The following is a 17,161-nucleotide window of genomic DNA, read 5'->3' as shown; positions in this document are numbered from 1 at the left end:
ACAAGCGCATCGTGAAAAGAGAATTATTATGCAAAACGTTACAACGGTTTATTTTTATAATTTTAATTACTGATTGCACCTGACCATCGGTGTTCAGGGGCAGTATTGGCTTCTGGGCACAGCAGGTAGAACGTTTTGCAAAAGCCCAGAAGGTATCACCATCTGGGCTTTTTTAATGCCCGTAATTCTCGGTAAGAAACAATGAAAGAAATCACATTAGGTGACATTAGAAAGCAGCATAGAGTTAAACAAGAAGTCGTAGCGATGGCGTTGTCGGTAACCGCATCGGGCGTAAGCAAGTTAGAATCAAAGCGTATTCAAGACGTCTCTCTTCAGCGCGCGGCCGCCTATTTGGCTGCTGTGGGCGGTAATATGAAGATTGAGGTAACCATGCCTGATGGCGCTACCCTACAAGTAGGGTAGCGGTAGTGAGCGTGAGGTATTTCATTGAATAAACATATTTTCACGACTAATCGCTTTAACTAAAATATACCTTGGGTAAAATATAGCTAAATCGATTAAAAGGAGTCTCACATGGCCGTTCACGAAATAACTCACCCGCTCATTGCGCATAAACTCGGGCTTATGCGACATGGTAATATTAGTAGTAAGGACTTTCGCGAACTCGCATCTGAAGTAGGAAACCTTCTTACCTATGAAGCAACGCGAACACTACCTACCGAACGGGCAACCATTAAAAGCTGGTCTGGCGACGATGTGGAAGTGCGGCAGATCAAAGGTAAAAAAATTACGGTTGTGCCCATTCTTCGTGCCGGCCTAGGTATGCTTGAAGGTGTACTTGAGCTTATCCCCAATGCAAAAATCAGCGTTGTTGGGCTTTATCGCGATGAAGAAACGCTTCAGCCGGTGGCTTACTTCGACAAGGTGGTTAAAAACATTGATGAACGTACGGCGCTTATTGTTGACCCTATGCTTGCTACAGGTGGCACCTTAATTGCGACCATAGACTTACTTAAGAAAAAAGGGTGTACCAAAATAATGGGGCTTTTTCTTGTAGCTGCTCCCGAAGGAATTAAAGCGGTTGTTGATGCTCACCCTGATGTTGATATTTTCACGGCAGCCGTAGACGAACGCTTGAACGAAAAAGGCTACATTTTGCCGGGGTTAGGTGATGCTGGTGATAAGATTTTTGGAACGCGCTAATGGCGATTTTTTCTAAATATTAAGCTGTACAGTATTTCGTTACACAACCTACTACTAGGACGTTAAAAATTGTAAGTTAAACGTTTAAGATAGTGTTATAGTGAAGGGTAGTCGCAGCGTATGCTTTCTACCCTTTTTTTATAAGTAAGGGTATTAAGTTCGTTAAGAGAGCTAATAATAATGAATAAAACAAAACTGACCCTTAAAGATGTTGCCGAGCAGCTGGGCGTCTCGACAGCAACAATCTCAAATGCTTTTAATCGCCCCGATCAATTATCGAAAGCAAAGCGCGAAGAAATATTAGCGCGGTGTCAAAAAATAGGATACAGCGGGCCGAATAAAGCGGCGCAAATCCTTAGAAAAGGCACGTCAAACATAGTGGCTTTGGTGCTCGCTGACAGTATTTCTTATATGGTAAGTGACCCCGTAGCGAGTACGTTTATCAAAGGCGTATCTTCTGCGCTACAAGAGAGCAATAAACACTTACTCTTATATGCCGGAGACTCAGACAGCATCCTTGATGTTGTAGACTTTGTTGATGGCTTTATCTGCTATGGTCAGCCACGCAATTCCAATTTGGTAAAAGAGTTAGCCGCGTTAACAAAGCCTGTCGTCACAGTGGATTTTGATTTAGAGAAAAAGCCATCAATTAATATCGACAATGAAGAAGCTGCATATCGCGTCGCGCACCACGCGCTAAACGAAGGCGATAGTATTGCCATTCTTGGTCTGCGCCTCATTGATTCACCTTCGACTTGCCGTATTTACGATAGCCCGCTTATTGATGTTGAAAGCTCGATTGCACACCGCCGTCTAGATGGTTACTTAAAGGCCGCAGAAGAAAAAAACGTCAACGTGAGCAATGATCGTATCTGGCATCTGCCGGAAAGTGATCGCCACTTTGCTAGACAAGCAGCCAAAGAGGTGTTGATGAGTTCACCACGTCCTAATGTAGTGCTGTGCATGAGTGACATTATTGCCTTAGAGCTCCTGCATATGGCGCTTGAAATGGGCATAAAAGTGCCACAAGAACTTAAGATTACTGGCTTCGATGGTATAGAGGAAGCTGAGCGCGCTAGACCAAGCCTTACTACTGTGTGCCAATCAAGCTCTGAAAAAGGCGTTCAAGCAACAAAAGCGCTGCTTGAAAACCTCGAGGCTAAAACTACATTGCCGTTTGAATTAAGAACTGGTGAAACAGTATAAGTCTCTAGCGTCATATATGTTGCAGATTGCTTTTAGTTCACAGCGATTAAAGAAGGTAGCGATGTTTTCTCTTCAAAGCGATCGCCTCGTGCTTTTAATGGGGTAGGTTGATTAGGTGCTGGTGGCGTCAGTATAGACGCTTCAAAATAGAAAAATTGAGAATCACTGTCTCAATAGTTGAGGGCCGCTACTATGTCTTGGCATAGTAACGGCACCACGTATTTCTGTAACTCCTAATAAAATGCGTAGTTTAAATTGAGCATATAAGAAGGGCCAAACTCTCGGCGCAACGTAACGATTCCATTACCATCAATGGTTTCTTCTTTTTCGTCGGTAAGATTCACCCCTTGTAGTGAGACTCTTAAGCCTGCTAAGTATGCCATGCCGCTGTCAGCAAAGTCATAGCTGATTTGCGCATCTACCTGCGTTACGGCGTCACGGGTAGCCGCTTCAATTTTATTAGAGCCGCCACGCTGATACGTTAAAAATTCAGAACGATCGGTTGCTGCAACCCTGAATTCAAAACCCTTCATTTCGTAATACGCGGTAATACTGTAAGTATTGTCAGATTGACCTGGAATAGCGGTGCCGTCTTCAAGTTCTGCGTCTAAAATCGTGGCAGATGCTGCAATGCCAAATCCATCTAATGCGTCGGCGAGCATTCGCAAAGGAATATTGGCAGTTAGCTCAATCCCTTTCATTTCACCTTCAAGGCCATCTTCGAAGAAAGAGTAAAAGCCTTGATCAGGAGGCGTAACTAAGTCTCCTACCTCGTATGGCGTATCCTCAGGGCCGTAGTTGCCCGCTACGTCAATAATCCTATCGTGAAAGCCTGGAATGAAATAGTTTGCGCCGTCATTCGTTACATCGTTCGTAAAATCAATAAGTTGGTTGCCGTCGCGGGTCCAATTAACTAAATCTTTATAGAAGAGCGCAACGGACACATAGCCTTCGCCGTCAAAATAGTTTTCAAACGATATATCGAAATTATTTGCCTCTAATGGGCGAAGAGTTGGGTTTCCTGAGAATTTAGACCAAGGCGATCCATACGCTTCTACCGCCGCTTCAGTATTAGGTGTGGCAATAAGTTCAATATTTTGGTCGAATTTCACAAAGCCCGACGCTTTCATCTGATCGATACGGGCGCGGCTAATGGTTTTTGAAGCACCGAATCGCAAGTAGCGATTTTCGTTAAGCTCGACGCTAACGTTAAGGCTTGGTAAAAAGTGAGAGTAGTCGTCTCCGTCAGTAATGATGCAGTCTGCATCAACAACTTGGTTACCATCGTCGTCACACACCGCAAAGTTGTCGCCAACGATACCGATGAAGCCGGTTGAACTTTGGTCTGTTTGAACATATTGGGCGCCCACATTACCTTTGACATTGAAGCCCTGGACCTCTGTTTCGAAATCGAGCTGGGCGTAAAGCGTGGTCACTTCTTCGTCAATGGTGTAGCTATCACCTAATCGGTCTGGCTCTAGAAGGCCCGCATCATTTAAGGTGTATTCGCCGTCGTTATAAGGGGCAAAGCCGTCGTAAGCGACAACGTACCCCATACCTGCCCATGTAAGGTCGGCTAAACCGTTGTATAGATATTGAGATGGAATGGCCTCGGAGAATGGGTAAGACGACGCGGTTGCAAAAAAGCCTTTATTATCTTTTGCTTTGCTTCGGTCGCTGTAGTTAACGCCCGCGGTAAGTGTATTGAAGATACCCCAGTCAACATAGCCTACAGCTTCAAAGCGTGCCGTAGTTAACTCTTCTTCAAAGTCAGCAAAATTTAAGAAGCCATCTTGTGCGTTGAAGTAACTGTAAGGCTGACCGTTTGCCTGTAAAACATCGGTGGCAAACTGGTCGGCAATATTTGCCATTCCGCCACCCCATACTTGTGGCCCCGCTAACTGCAATAGTGCGGGATCTGAAAATGCATCAAGGCCACTGCTATCAGTAAAATAAATGCCATCGGCACTCATTTGAAATTGGCGCGAACCCAGTTCGTCGTTGGTAAGCGCGCCAGAGCGTGCTAAACCCGCATAAGATTCCCCGCGCAAATCTCGTTTGCTTGATTCACTATCGGCTACATCAAGCGAAACTGACCAGTCGTCGTTAACATCATATCTAATATTCAAGCCAAAAGTTTGAAGTTCACCGTCTTTTTGCGCAGGGTCAGTACGCAAAACCGGGTTGGCGTTAATTTGTGTGCCTGTGCTATTAACGCCACTACCACTTACGTTCGCCGCTGCAAAGGGGTCGATAAACCCGCGGATAACACCTGAGTCTGAATAATCGATATCGAGTGCATCAAACACGATATCTAATCTATCTGTCGGTCGCCATTGGAGTATGGCTGAAATGGTATCTCGTTCAAGCACGCGGCTTATGGCCTGGGTGTCGAGCCCAAAGGGAAGTATTTGACCGTCATCGTTTTCACCGTAACCCCATACGCCGTATTTTCTTTCATTTCTGGGTGACTCTGTCGACGCTATGGCGAGGGCTAGGCCAACGGTGTCATCGGCAAACTTTTCAACAAAAGACAGAGCGAAGCGGTTGCCACTGTTATCAAATTCAGGGTTATCTGAATCATTACCACCAAGCTCGTATACGCCGGTAACGGTAAGGGTTTCTTGTGCAGCTAATGGACGCACGGTTTGCAAATCTACAGTACCACCAATACCTTGGACGATAAGCGATGCATCTGACGTTTTATAGATGGTTGCGCCGGTCATGATTTCGGCAGGATAAAGGTCATATTCAACGCCGCGATTATCACCTATACCGATTAGCTCTCGCCCATTAAGAGAGGTACCCGTAAAATCTTCTTTGAATCCGCGAACCGAAATACCTGACGTTCTGCCGCCAACACGTTCACCGGATAAGCCTGGCAAGCGAGCAAGTGATTCTGCAATAGATGAGTCGGGTAATTTACCGATATCTTCGGCTGATATGGCCTCTACTATCGAGTCATTATCCATTTTTACAGCCTGCGCTCGCATCAACGAGCCTCGAATACCGGAAACTTGAATAACTTCCACCTCTGCATCTTCGGATGTCTCTTGTGCGCTTACGGCGCCGCTATGCAAAGCTGCTGTGATGGAAAGCGCAATTAACGCTGGTTTGAATGTGTCAGAGTGCGTCATGTGTGTGTCCTTGCTGAGTGTGTTAACCAAAAGTTTGTTATTTACAGCAGTTTAACAGTAGTCGGTGTTTGTACTTGGCGCAAGTGTTCCTTAATGCTTTAAGTCAGGTCTGTGTCGCGTGCTTTTATAAGAAAACTAAATAGGGTGTTGTGAAAGGTTTGTTAAAGTACCAGCCCTATTACGTCGTTTTTGGGACTATCAACAATTGGTGCTAAGTTGAAAGAAATTTAGATGACGTAGGCTAAAAGGTTATTAGCCTACGAAAGAAGATTTAAAATAAGTATGCTTACTTAAATGTATGTTTACTCATCCCAAACTAGCGCTTTAAAATGTTTTCTGCACATAGACTCGTACGTGTCATTACCGCCAATTTGAACTTGGTCGCCATTTTTAACTGCATTACCATTTTCATCTAACCTGACTACAAAGTTAGCTTTTCGGCCGCAGTGACAAACGGTTTTCAATTCGAACAGTTTGTCAGCCCAAGCAAGCAGGTAATGGCTGCCTTCAAAGGTTTCCCCTAAAAAGTCAGTTCTCAGGCCGTAAGCAAGTACTGGAACGTCCAATTCATCGACTGCTTCTACGAGCTGCCTGACTTGCGCCTTTGTTAAAAACTGTGCTTCATCTATAAACACACAATCCGGTTTACGCTTTTCACAGTCTAGTCGAATTGACGTGAACAGGTCGTCGTCTTTCGAATACAGCTTGGCGTCGGCCTGAAGCCCAATTCGAGAGGTGACTTTTCCCACACCGTAACGGTCGTCTAGCGCTGCAGTGTATATGATAGAGTGCATACCGCGTTCGCGATAGTTGTATGCTGATTGAAGAAGCGATGTCGATTTCCCCGCGTTCATCGCAGAGTAGTAAAAATAAAGTTGCGCCATGGTGGTTAGTAGTTTTCGTTATACCAAGAAATAAAATCGTGAGCATTCATAGGTTTGGCGAAGTAAAAACCTTGCAAATAGTCGGTACCGAGGCGAGCGAGGTGCTGCCTTTGCTCGTCGGTTTCTATGCCCTCTGCTATAGTTTTACAGCCAAACTCTTTTGCCATTAAAAGTGTAGCCCGTATTATGGTATCACTCTCTTCAGAGCTATTCTGTACAAAAGAGCGATCTATTTTTATAAAGTCAAATGGTATCGACTGAAGTCGGCTTAACGAAGAATACCCAGTACCAAAATCGTCAATAGATATCTTTACATTGCGCTTAACAAGGTCGCTTACTCTTCTGCTCACGACATTCTTATCGATGGCAAATACACTTTCAGTTACCTCTAAATGCAGTCGCTCTGGTGATACTTTCGTAGATAAGAGGACATTGTCTAGTGATTTGAAAAAACTGTCGTCGAGCAGCTGTGCGACCGATACATTAACCGATATTGCTAGCTCTTGATTAAGCTGCCAGTGAGATAAGTCGATAAGTGCTCTGTTCAATACCCACGCACCAATCTCTGGCATCAAGCCGCTTCGTTCAGCAAGTGGTATAAAAACGGTGGGAGGAATTTTCTCGTTGTCACATGTCCACCGTAACAGTGCCTCAACCGACGATAGCGCGTTAGTGCTAACGTCAATAATAGGCTGATAATGAACCGCAAGCTCTCCTTTATCTATCGCAGAGCGAAGGCGCTCACATAAACGCTGCTCTATTTTTATCTCTTTGTGCAAGGCTTCACTAAACACGCCTATTGACCCACGGTGCTTTCGCTTTTGGTCATACATAGTGAGATCGGCTTGCTGTATTAATGCTAAGGCGGTATCTCCATGGTCGGGGAACATGGCAATACCAATGGTGGCATCTAGCGTTATTTGATTGTCGTTTGCAACAATAGGAACGGTAACGCCGCTTCGCATGGCATGTGCAACGGCTTTTGCCGTGTCTACGTTGGCGTAGGGAATGACAGCAACAAATTCGTCACCGCCCCAACGTCCTAAGTGATTGTCTTCGGTATAGTTACGCAGCCGTTTGGCAATTTCTGCTAGCACGATATCACCTATTTTGTGACCTAGGCTGTCATTTACCTGTTTAAAACCGTCTAAATCAATAAAAAGAACGGCTAGCGAGTTTTCCAGTGCGCGAGTGGTATCGATAAGTTTATTTAAGTGCTTTAAAAAACCATTTCTGTTAAGTAAGTCAGTGAGGGGATCTCTGTTTGAAAGTCGGTAAAGCTCCGCCGTTCTGCGCTCCACCTCTGCTTCAAGGTTTATATTTGAGGCATCGAGTTTTTGATTAGAGGCAATAAGTAACTGATTAACTTTTTCGGTTTCACTACGTTCAACTTTCATTTGCTCCACTAAACTATTGTTTTTAGCTTTGAGGTGCAACGTGTTAATAAAAAACTTGTGGTAGCGAAATGCGCTGGTAAAGATGCCAAACCAAAAGACCAGCCCAAGAACCCCTAAAATAAAAAACTTCTCGCTTTCATCGAGAAGAGCGCATAAAGACATAGGCACGAGTAGGGCGGTAGAATAAAAGCCGACCAAGTTTTTATTAGGTGAAAGAACGGTCCCGGCGCCACCCGCCATAGTAGCCAGTACCACCATAGTTGCCGCCAGTTCAGTGGTAGACATGGCGTTGTAAAAGCTAACAGAGTAAATCGCCCACAAGCTGCCGGTGACATATAAGCCAGCAGCAAATCGTATTAACGCTGGACGTGGGCGGTAAGCCCTGCCTGCTAGGTTTATTCGCCAATAAATCGAATCTATTAACCGCGCAAGGCAAACGCCTACCATAATTACCCATAGCTGGAACTTTTGGTGAAACGCAGCGGGAGATTCACTTTCAAAGAAAAAGACAAGGCCAGAAAAGGCAAATATAGTCATCAAAAAACCGACGAAACTGTTGCCTATTAACATGTCTGTGGTGTCGCGTTCTATTTCAACCTTAGGGATTGATTCTTGATTAGTGTTCAACCAGTGTAACCTTCGCACATTTTGTTGTTGTTCCATTTTATTTACTTCAGAACTCTCGCTAGCGCAAACACGTGACCTTTGAGTGCCTACCTGTCATTTAGCATAGGCTAAATATAGTACGTTTTCTGTGTTTGAATGTGTATGGGACCATAGTTCAAATTGGTTTATCGAAATTAGCACGCGTTTATTTGCCATCATTAATTCTTCTTAATCGATAATGAAGAAGCCGCTAGCATCGTATTACTCTTTACTAAACAAGCATTTTACTTTTATTTTTGTTACCGCAGAGTAGCGCTAAATCAATTAATACAATAAAAGTTTTTCACAGGATGTTTACAATGTTGTTTTTTTGTTATAGATTCTTAATCGATTAAGTATGTTTGTGTTGCCACCAACCCTAGTAGTTAGGGGAAGCGGCTACTTAGGATTTAACAACTCCAACACATTGCCGGAGAAAATATGAAAAAACATCACACACTCAACGCACTGACACTTGCCGTTTGTACTGCGCTTTCTGGGTCAGTTATCGCTCAAGACGCTGCGACAGCAGATTCTGAAGCCAAATCTAAAGAAAAATTTGAGCAAATCGTGGTAACTGCAGCGCCAGGCGGTGCGACTATGCAGGAAGCTAGTGTATCGGTTAGCGCATTTGACGAAGAAGATATTTTAAAGCTTGCTCCTCGCTCTACTGCTGAAGTATTCCGTGCGCTTCCTGGTATCCGCGCAGAGTCATCTGGTGGTGGCGGTAATGCAAACATCACCATCCGTGGTATTCCGCTAGCGACAGGTGGTTCTAAATTCTTGCAAATTCACGAAGATGGCTTGCCTGTTTTAGAGTACGGTGACATCAACTTCGGTAATGCTGACAACTTTTTACGTTACGACTGGTCGGTAGCTAACGTAGAAGCAGTGCGCGGTGGTTCTGCATCTACGTTTGCGAGTAACTCACCAGGTGGTGTTATCAACTTAATCAGTAATACTGGTGAAGTTGGCGGCGGTGCTATCGGTACTTCATTCGGTGTTGATTACGAAGAGTTTCGCTTAGATTTTCGCTACGGCGGTGAAATCAACGACGATCTTTACTATCACATCGCTGGTTTTGCCCGCGGCGGCGAAGGCCCTCGTGAGACGGGATATAACGGTGATCAAGGTGGCCAGATTAAATTCAACATCACTAAGATGTTAGATAACGGGCATATCCGTTTCTTCTATAAAAACCTTGATGACAAAGTGTCAACATACTTACCTTCACCTGTGCTAGTAAAAGGTGACGGCGAGTACGGCCCTGTGCCAGGGTATGATGCAAGCTCACAAGCACTAAACTCTGCATACAACACAAATATTTCTACTTTTGACAGCTATGGCAACCCTGAGAACCGTGATGTTCGTGACGGCATCGAGTCAAAAGTAAACTCATTTGGCGTAGAGGTTGATTTAGAAGTAGCTGAAAACCTGTTCTTGTTAAACAAGTTCCGTATTTCAGATATCTCGGGTGGCTTTATCGCGCCATTCACCGACGGTTTCCCAGCAGGCCCAGGTGACGTATCAAACTTCGCTTCAGCGCTTTGTAGTGGTGCAACAGATGGCGATGGAAACGCGCTTAACTGTGATAGCACCAGCGTTGTACTTGCTAACGGCCCAGGCGCAGGTGAGACTTACACCGGTCAGGCGTTCACAAACTTACAGTTTGATACGCGCATTAATGACTTAGGTAACATGATTAACGACTTTAGCTTGCGTAAAGAGTTTGATAACGGTATCGACCTAACTGTGGGTTATTACTACTCAAACCAAGATATCGCGACAAGCTGGTCTAGCTGGCAGACATTTATCCAAACCCTTGATGGTGACAATTCACAGCTTCTAACTATCACTGACGCAGATGGCGTTGAGCTTGTGTCAGATGGTTTACTGTCTGCAAGTTTCCTTTCTTGGGAATGGGATTTAAATTACGTAACGAAAGCCCCTTACATGAACGTTGGTTTCGAGCTGTCTGATAACATCTTGATTGATGCGTCGGTACGTCACGATACAACAGAAGCCTCGGGTGAGCTAATTAGTTCATGCTGTGGTGGTAATGCGGACTTTGACTTAAACGGTAACGGGGTTATTGAGCAAATTGAAGATGCATCGGCAACGAACAGTGGCTTTATTAGTGGCGGCGTGATTAACCTTAACCGCGCTGGCGCAGCATCACAAATCGTAGATTACAGTGCTAACAATACGTCTTACTCTATTGGTGGCTCTTACTTGCTAAGCGATAGCCAAACCTTCTTTGCTCGTTACTCAAAAGGTGGCCGTGCTATTGCTGACCGTCTACTGCAAATTGGCGGTACGTTGAATGCTGACGGTAGCCTTACCAGTACAACGTCGGGTTACGATACAACCAAACAGTTTGAAATTGGCTACAAGTACGGTACGTCAGACCTAATGATTAACGCAACGTTATTCGATACGGTTACAGAAGATACCCAGGCAGAAGTAACCAGCGGCCTTACGTTCATGCGCGAGTACGAAGCGACTGGTCTTGAATTTGAAGGTCGTTGGAATGCAACGGATAACTTCGTAATGTCAGGTAACCTTACGTGGACCGATGCTGAAATTAGCGACGATGTGAATAATCCAGCGCTAGTAGGGAACACGCCTCGCCGTCAAGCCGACTGGATTTGGACAATCACACCTGAGTACGTAACTGACACATGGTCTGTTGGTGCATCACTACAAGGCTCTACAGAGTACTATGTACAGGATAACAACGACCTTAAACAAGAAGGCTATACCCTTGTAAACCTGTTTGCTACTTATTGGGTTAATGATCAGTTCTCGGTTTCACTTAACATGAACAATGCAACTGATGAATTTATCATCACTGAGTCAGAAGAAGGTTCAGCGGAAGTAGGTAGTTATGTTCGTGCTCGCCCTCTAAACGGCCGTACAACAGTACTATCACTTAAGTACATGTTCGACTAATATCGAGTGATTCAGCTTAAAGACGCGCTGATACGCAGAGATTAAAAATGCCCACATTCTATGTGGGCATTTTTTTACTTTATTCAGTTTATTCAGTGTCTAATAATGCAAGCTGCTTGGCTATAGATGCCGACAAGTCATCGACTAAATGGGCGTGCTTTTTGTTGATTACGTGTACTAATTCGTGTTTAACAAGCGGAATATACTCAATGCCTGACTGTTCAAAAATCGCTTTTTCAGAGAAGTCACTGGGCATAATGGCATAATCAAAGCGACCATTGAGTAATAAACCAATGACATGATTAAAGTCATCGAACTCAAAGATATTCGCATTCAACTCGCCCGGTTTGGCGCGCATATTAATAAAAAAGCGGGTGGTTGCTGCAATGGCCTTATCTGGGTTTTGAATGATGTCTTTATTACATTCTGCCCCGCGAATACATAAAAGAAACGATGCTCCGTGAGAGAGTGCCGGCGGTACAATCACAATATTGTTATCCGCTTGACTCACAACATCATAGCGAATGACATCCGCATCTGTCATGCCTTCGTTTAGTAGATGGAGGCCTCTTTCACCCCCTACAGTTTCAAACACTATCTCAATACCAATATCACGATAAGCTTTTTCGATAAGCGGCTTATAAAAACTATTAACCCGGGGATGATTGAGATGTCCTACAACGTATTTTTCCTTTTGACTTACCTCATGGCTTTGCTTGTCGGGCTCAGCAACGACTTCTGCATGTGATAGGGGAGAGAGTGGTAAAAGAAAAATTAAGTGTAAAACACCTTTTTTGAGAGTTGTGAGTGTTGTCTCCACTACCTAAACCTTGGAATAAGAATATTTCGATAGCCTAATGGTAGAGCAGAAAATATACAATATAAAGAGGGGGTTACTTCTTGTAAATAAAAAAGCCCCATCGAAGGATAGGGCTTTACAGGTATGTAACGCTTGGTCTTAACTCGGCGTTTATGCCGCGCTTTGACCGCCGTCAATCGCTTTAAGCGTTTGTGATGCTGGAACAAGTTCCATATCAAACGTGTATTCGTCAACGCGAACCGCTAACTTGCGCTTTTCGTTGTAGTCGTGAAGCTTAGCCGCCTCATCAGCGGTAACCACGCCTTTTTCTTGAAGCTTATTAAGCGCATGTTCAAATGAGATGAACGGCACAACAGGCTCTTTGCGCAGTGCTTTTTGCACTTTACCAAGAAGATGCGCAACCGCGTGCTTCGCTTTAAACGCTTGCTCATTAATGTCGTTACCGTCTCCAGGGCATGCGCGAACAAGGTGCGTAAGCTGGTCTTTCACGCTGTTATCTTGCATAGATGCAATTGAAAGCTCACGTACTAGGTCGTCGCTAATACCTGCAACACTGTTGGTGTAAGTGTTGGTAAGTAGGCGCATTAGACCACGTGTTGCTGTGTTCGGGAAATTGTTGATGAAGTTAACAATTGCCTGATCAGCTTGTTGTAAAGACCATTGCATAGCGTACTCGAAGTACGGTAGTGCAAGTTTTCTATCTTCAATACGCTGCTCGTAGAAACGAATCGCGGCCATTGCACCGTATAGGTAGCTCATTACGTCACCTAGACGTGCAGATAAAAGCTCAGCTTTCTTAAGGTCACCGCCTAGTACCGCAAGCGATAGGTCAGCTAGTGGTGCTAGCTTCGCTGAGATGCTGCTTACACGCTTTTCGTACTTGCGTACTTCAGGTAGTGCAGACTCACTCTCGCGTAGGAAAGGAAGATAGCCTTTACCTAGGCTGCGGAACGCATTTTTAACACTAAAGCCAACTGTTTTACGAAGTACCTTGTTGAACTCAGCATCCGCAGAACTCTCGTTGCTGTGGATTAGGTCAACCATATCTTTCAGGTAAGGGTGACAACGCATTGCACCTTGACCGAAGATCATAAGGTTACGGGTTAGAATGTTTGCACCTTCTACCGTAATCGCAATTGGAAGTGCAGAGTAACCGCCGGCCAACGTATTTTGAGGGCCGCGCTGAATCGCTTTACCTGCTTGGATATCCATTGCCGAGTTCATCACGTCACGACCAAGTTCAGTCATGTGGTATTTGGCAATAGCCGTAACAACAGATGGCTTGACGCCTAGGCCTAAGCCTTCAGTTGTTAGTACACGCATTGCTTCGAGTAAGAATGTCTTACCTGCAATGTCAGCCATTTTCTCTTGAATACCTTCGAAGCGACCAATGGGAAGGCCAAACTGCTCACGTACGAATGAATACTCAACCGTGCCTTTAAACGCAGCCTGTGCGGTAGCTACACCCATTGCTGGAAGTGAAATACCACGACCTGCACCTAGGCAGCTAACCAGCATCTGCCAGCCACGACCGATGTTCTTCTGACCACCAATGATAAAGTCCATTGGAATGAACACGTCTTGACCACGAGTAGTACCGTTGTAGAAACGCACACCCATTGGGTCGTGGCGGTTACCTAGCTCAACACCTGGGTGAGACTTAGGTAGAAGGGCACAAGTAATGCCTAGCTCTAGCTTGTCGCCAAGAAGTTGGTCTGGATCGAATACTTTAAATGCAAGGCCAAGTACGGTTGCAATCGGAGCAAGCGTGATATAGCGCTTGTCCCAGCTTACGCGAAGACCAAGTACTTCTTCACCGTTAAACTCGCCTTTAGTCACGATTGCCGCGTCAGGGATAGCACCTGCGTCTGAACCTGCCTCTGGGCTTGTTAGTGCAAAGCACGGAATGTCGCGGCCATCAGCAAGACGTGGTAACCAGTAGTCTTGTTGCTCTGACGTACCGTAATGCATTAGAAGCTCGCCCGGACCTAATGAATTAGGCACCATAACCGTTACAGCGATTGCGCCGCTTTTCGCTGCGATTGTTGCAACGATTGTCGAATTTGCATACGGGCTGAACTCAAGACCACCAAATTTCTTTGGAATGATCATAGAGAAGAAACGGTTCTTACCTAGAAAATCTAACACTTCCTGAGGAATGTGCTTGCCGTTACCTAGTTCGAAGTCATCGATCATGTTCAGTAGCTCAGCTACTGGACCATCCATGAATGCTTGTTCATCTGCGCTCAGTTTTGCCTGAGGGATATCGCGTAACGCCTGCATGTCAGGCTTACCCTGATAAATAGAAGATTCAATCCACACGTCACCCGCGTCTAGGGCTTCTTGTTCTGTGACTGAAATTGGGGGTAATACTTTTTTTAAGCTAGTTCTGATACTCATAATAACTCATCCGCTCATCTGACCAGTTGTGTGGGTTTATGATACGCCTAATTTGAAAAAGATCAAATTTTGTAAAATAGTTAATTATTTCATGGGCTTAATAGTAAGCCAGCTATTTTATACATACGGATTTGATAAACAATTGATTAACATTGCTGATATTTAATAGTTAAAAGCCTTCTAAGATAGGGTTCAGCAGAGACGCTAACTGGTGTTTTTGATGTGTTTTAAACCAAACGATTACGCTTCTTTACATTTAAATTGTTGCTGTTGTCTTTTATAGTTAGCGTTCTTAAACAAGGAGATGTAATAAACATGCGCAGCTTTTCAAAAATATTCGCAAAACTTTTCATCGGCAGTGCAGCAATAGCAGGCGCATTCTGTTCTGGTTTAGTGTCAGCCAACGTTAACGGCTATGCTGTGGCGAATATTGGCTATGGAAATGTTGATACACAAATAGATAGTGAAGCCGATGTGAGCTATTCCGCTGCGCTAGGGTATCGCTTCCACCGTCAGTGGTATGTCGAGGGCGGCTACATTTCGCTTATTGATGCAGATACCGACGAACAATCGTTATCGAGCAAGGGGCCGTATTTAGCCCTATTAGGGAAAGCAAGTAGCCCGAAAGGCGAGCTTTATTACAAGCTGGGTGTTGCAAGTGTAGATATTGAGCAGGTGTCGATAAATAGTTCTGCCTGTGGTGCTGAAGCGTTGGCGTGCGGCTACGATGATACTATTGTGGCGGGTCTAGCTGGGTTAGGTTTCGACTACTATGTAGGAATGAAGTCGATGGTGCGGTTTGAATATACTTACTTCGGTGGTAAAGACGACTTTTCTGCACACATCGTAAATTTAGGCTTTAGATATAACTTTTAATGCGGACGCTATGCCTTGAATAGAGATCAAATGCGGCTAATTTTTCGATAGTAATTCGCAGATGGCGGCGTGTTCTTATCAATGTTCAAGGGGATAGCACAAATGTGATTGCTTACTCTTATTAGCGGGAAACAGGCATAAATACAAAGTACGTCAAACAAATCCAAAACCTACTATTCCATGTAAAAATAGGTAAATTCATAACAACGGATTTACAATGAAAAACGAATTAGACAGCAAGTTCCTACTTCAGGTTTTCGACAAGATTCGCCAGCATGGCGCGAAAGAAAACGAGCAGTATAAACTTAATGGAATTACCGCGTTTACTGACCATGACGGCTATACGCTATTTATTGAAGACGTAAATGTGAAACTGCAGTTTGGCTTTCATAATCAATATCACTTTGATTATGACTCGAAAGATAAATATGAGGCTTTCGAGAAAAAGTTAAAAGAGATAGATAAAGAATATTAAACGCCACAATGACAGTGTTTGACTGACGAGAGTGGGGAGCGTCAATGCCACTTGCGTTAATACACCGCTTTTAGTTTGCGCCTGAGTTTATCGCAAGCGTATTGGCGCTTGTCTGGCGTTATTAGCCCCCGAAAAAAGCTTCTGCTACAATGCCGCCCAATTCAGTTCAAAGGATATAGACATTGGCAGCGGCAATCAAAGCTCCTAAGTTTAAACTGTCATTTCTGGGCCCTAAGTTTTGGCCCGTATGGCTAGGTGTATTCATACTTTATATGATTACATGGTTACCTCTACCTGTGATCCGCGCTATTGGTGGAGGCACAGGAAAGCTTATTGCGCTTATTGTGCCTAAACGAGCAAAAGTCGCGAAGCGAAATCTTGCCCTTTGGAATCCGTCGCTTAACGAAAGCGATATTGACGCTTTGTGTAAAGAAAACATACGCCGTACCGGTATGGCATTATTTGAAACTGCCATGGGCTGGTGGTGGCCTAGCTGGCGAGTAAAGCGTGCCATTGAGATTGAAGGCACCGAGCACGTGGAAGCGGCATTGGCTGGTGGGAAGGGGGTTTTCGGTATGGCGCTGCATAATATGAATTTGGAGTTCGCCTGCAGAGGCATTGGTTTTTATCATCCAAGTATCGCTTTTTACAGGAAGCACAATAACCCGTTGGTTGATTACCTTCAGTATCACGGTCGTAACCGTTCTAACAAATACATGATAGATAAGCGCAACGCCAAGGCGCTGCTTGCTGCGTTAGATGATAAAGAGCTGTGTTTGTATTTACCCGACCAGGATTACGGCCCTAAACAAAGCATATTTGTACCTTTTGGCGGTGTAAAAGACACCGCCACAACAACGGCAACGTTAATGTTCATTAGGCGTAGCCATTCAGAGCCAATGATTATTACCTCACAGTACACAAAACGCGGGTACAAAATAAAAATCTATCCACCGCTCTCTGAGCTAGGTGAAATGGAAGATACTGAAGCATTAACGCTGCTCAATAAGCATGTTGATGCCGCAGTGAAAGAGCAACCTGAGAGCTACTTATGGATGCACAAGCGTTTTAAAACTAGGCCAGCAGATAATCCTGAGTCCCTTTATAAATCGTTATAAATAATGGTTGTACGTACAAAGGCTGAAAGACAGCACTATGCAATTGCCGCAAAATTAGATAAATAGAATAATGGGCTTCTCGGGTAT

12 protein-coding genes are annotated in these 17,161 nt (G+C 44.5%); 7 read left to right on the top strand and 5 right to left on the bottom strand.

Annotated features, from left to right (window positions below; genetic code table 11):
* Positions 1–201: 201 nt before the first annotated feature.
* The 3 genes from ACTRWF_RS08915 (at position 202) to ACTRWF_RS08905 (ending at position 2,370) form a co-directional block, all read left to right on the top strand.
* Complete coding sequence (locus tag ACTRWF_RS08915; protein WP_014950268.1) at positions 202–423, top strand: helix-turn-helix domain-containing protein; 222 nt, start codon at positions 202–204, stop codon at positions 421–423.
* A 111-nt stretch (positions 424–534) separates the two neighbouring features.
* Positions 535–1,164: a uracil phosphoribosyltransferase gene (gene upp / locus ACTRWF_RS08910; RefSeq protein ID WP_015067689.1), complete on the top strand. Its 630-nt coding sequence runs from the start codon at positions 535–537 to the stop codon at positions 1,162–1,164.
* A 180-nt stretch (positions 1,165–1,344) separates the two neighbouring features.
* On the top strand, positions 1,345–2,370 hold the full coding sequence (locus ACTRWF_RS08905; RefSeq protein WP_462835427.1) for a substrate-binding domain-containing protein: 1,026 nt from the start codon (positions 1,345–1,347) through the stop codon (positions 2,368–2,370).
* A 233-nt stretch (positions 2,371–2,603) separates the two neighbouring features.
* Here ACTRWF_RS08905 and ACTRWF_RS08900 read toward each other — a convergent pair whose 3' ends face one another.
* The 3 genes from ACTRWF_RS08900 to ACTRWF_RS08890 form a co-directional block, all read right to left on the bottom strand.
* Entirely contained in the window at positions 2,604–5,507 is a 2,904-nt protein-coding gene (locus ACTRWF_RS08900; protein WP_462835426.1) for a TonB-dependent receptor, read from the bottom strand.
* A 302-nt stretch (positions 5,508–5,809) separates the two neighbouring features.
* Positions 5,810–6,391, bottom strand: coding sequence for a thymidine kinase (locus ACTRWF_RS08895; protein WP_015067686.1), 582 nt, complete (start codon positions 6,389–6,391; stop codon positions 5,810–5,812).
* Positions 6,392–6,396: 5 nt separating this feature from the next.
* Entirely contained in the window at positions 6,397–8,451 is a 2,055-nt protein-coding gene (locus ACTRWF_RS08890) for a putative bifunctional diguanylate cyclase/phosphodiesterase (protein ID WP_024016690.1), read from the bottom strand.
* A 423-nt stretch (positions 8,452–8,874) separates the two neighbouring features.
* Between ACTRWF_RS08890 and ACTRWF_RS08885 the strand changes: the two genes are divergently transcribed.
* Entirely contained in the window at positions 8,875–11,385 is a 2,511-nt protein-coding gene (locus tag ACTRWF_RS08885; protein WP_015067684.1) for a TonB-dependent receptor, read from the top strand.
* An 88-nt stretch (positions 11,386–11,473) separates the two neighbouring features.
* Here the strand turns inward: ACTRWF_RS08885 and ACTRWF_RS08880 are convergent, their stop codons facing one another.
* Together ACTRWF_RS08880 and ACTRWF_RS08875 are read right to left on the bottom strand one after the other, a co-directional pair.
* A complete protein-coding gene (locus ACTRWF_RS08880; protein ID WP_015067683.1) occupies positions 11,474–12,205 on the bottom strand; it encodes a hypothetical protein in 732 nt (243 codons plus the stop codon).
* A gap of 150 nt (positions 12,206–12,355) precedes the next feature.
* Positions 12,356–14,605, bottom strand: a complete 2,250-nt coding sequence (locus ACTRWF_RS08875) for an acyl-CoA dehydrogenase (protein WP_462835425.1) — start codon at positions 14,603–14,605, stop codon at positions 12,356–12,358.
* A 315-nt stretch (positions 14,606–14,920) separates the two neighbouring features.
* Here ACTRWF_RS08875 and ACTRWF_RS08870 point away from each other — a divergent pair, with 315 nt between their 5' ends.
* From ACTRWF_RS08870 to lpxL, 3 genes are all read left to right on the top strand, one after another.
* Positions 14,921–15,481 (top strand): outer membrane beta-barrel protein, encoded by a 561-nt coding sequence (locus tag ACTRWF_RS08870; protein ID WP_462835424.1) that lies wholly within the window; start codon positions 14,921–14,923, stop codon positions 15,479–15,481.
* Positions 15,482–15,698: 217 nt separating this feature from the next.
* Positions 15,699–15,956 carry a DUF3081 family protein gene (locus ACTRWF_RS08865; RefSeq protein WP_020744006.1) on the top strand — a complete coding sequence of 86 codons (258 nt, stop codon included), beginning with the start codon at positions 15,699–15,701 and terminating at the stop codon, positions 15,954–15,956.
* A 182-nt stretch (positions 15,957–16,138) separates the two neighbouring features.
* The gene (gene lpxL, locus ACTRWF_RS08860) at positions 16,139–17,074 is read left to right on the top strand and encodes an LpxL/LpxP family Kdo(2)-lipid IV(A) lauroyl/palmitoleoyl acyltransferase (protein WP_020744005.1); all 936 of its coding nucleotides are present in this window, start codon (positions 16,139–16,141) and stop codon (positions 17,072–17,074) included.
* The last annotated feature ends 87 nt before the right edge of the window (positions 17,075–17,161 follow it).

The sequence above is a fragment of the Alteromonas sp. G5_S2_22_S1 genome, from assembly GCF_054968525.1.
The sequence above is the reverse complement of the archived record's forward strand: the minus strand, read 5'-3'. Positions and strand labels throughout refer to the sequence as shown.